This is a genomic window from Rhizobium sp. P1_E1 (assembly GCF_056406015.1).
Genome location: NZ_JBFUAY010000537.1, coordinates 1 through 1040, shown reverse-complemented (window position 1 = coordinate 1040; position 1040 = coordinate 1). Strand labels below are relative to the sequence as shown.

The 1040-nt window shown below is 62.1% G+C and carries 1 protein-coding gene; it reads left to right on the top strand.

Annotated features, from left to right (window positions below):
- Positions 1-2 precede the first annotated feature (2 nt).
- Positions 3-1040: ISNCY family transposase (locus AC1D1Z_RS37780; RefSeq protein ID WP_477853961.1), on the top strand; the 1038-nt coding region annotated here is incomplete at its 3' end.

The window sequence follows — 1040 nt, the reverse complement described above, 5'->3', positions numbered from 1 at the left end:
ATCTGCAGCGGATCGAGATTCTATCGAAAGTGATCGCCGGCCGGATGACGATGGTGTCGGCGGCACATGTGCTTGATCTGAGTACGCGCCAGGTGCGTCGTCTGCTGGAGCGGATCAACACGGGTGGTGCGGCGTCGATCCGGCACAAAGCGATCGGCCGACCGTCGAACAACCGGATCAGCGACGGTGTTCGGGATTACGCCGTGACGCTGGTTGGCGAACGCTATGCAGACTTCGGACCAACCTTGGCGGCCGAGAAGCTTGCCGAGCGCGATGGGTTGCGGGTGTCGCGCGAGACGTTGCGCAGCTGGATGGTGGATGCGGGCCTGTGGCTGTCGCGCAAGCAGCGGCGGACGTTTCATCAGCCGCGCTTGCGGCGTGAAGCCTATGGCGAGCTGGTGCAGATCGACGGGTCCGAGCATCGCTGGTTCGAGGACCGCGGTGATCCATGCTCGCTGCTGGTGTTCGTCGACGATGCAACGGGCAAGCTGATGCAGTTGCGGTTCGTGCGCTCGGAAAGCGCCTTCAGCTATTTCGAGGCGCTGGCGCTTTACCTGCGCGATCACGGCGCGCCTGTGGCCTTCTACTCCGACAAGCATTCGGTGTTCCGGGTGGCGAAGAAGGAGGCCAAGGGTGGCCAGGGCATGACCCAGTTCGGGCGGGCGCTTTGTGAGCTAAACATCGAGATTCTCTGCGCAAACTCAAGCCAGGCCAAGGGCCGCGTCGAGCGGATGAACCGGACGCTGCAGGATCGGCTGGTCAAGGAATTGCGGCTGGCCGATATCTGCGACATGGAGGCAGGCAATGCGTTCCTGCCTGACTTCATAGAGCATTACAATGCGCGGTTTGCGCTCGCCCCTACCCGGTCCGATAATCTGCATCGGCCGATGAATCTTGCGTCGGACCGGCTGAAGGAGATCCTGTGCAAGCGTGAGCAGCGCTATGTCGGGTCGCAGTTGACGTTTTCGTTTGAGCGCCAGCGGATCATGCTGGAAGAGACCGAGGTGACGCGTGGCCTGGTTGGCCGCTATGTCGAGACC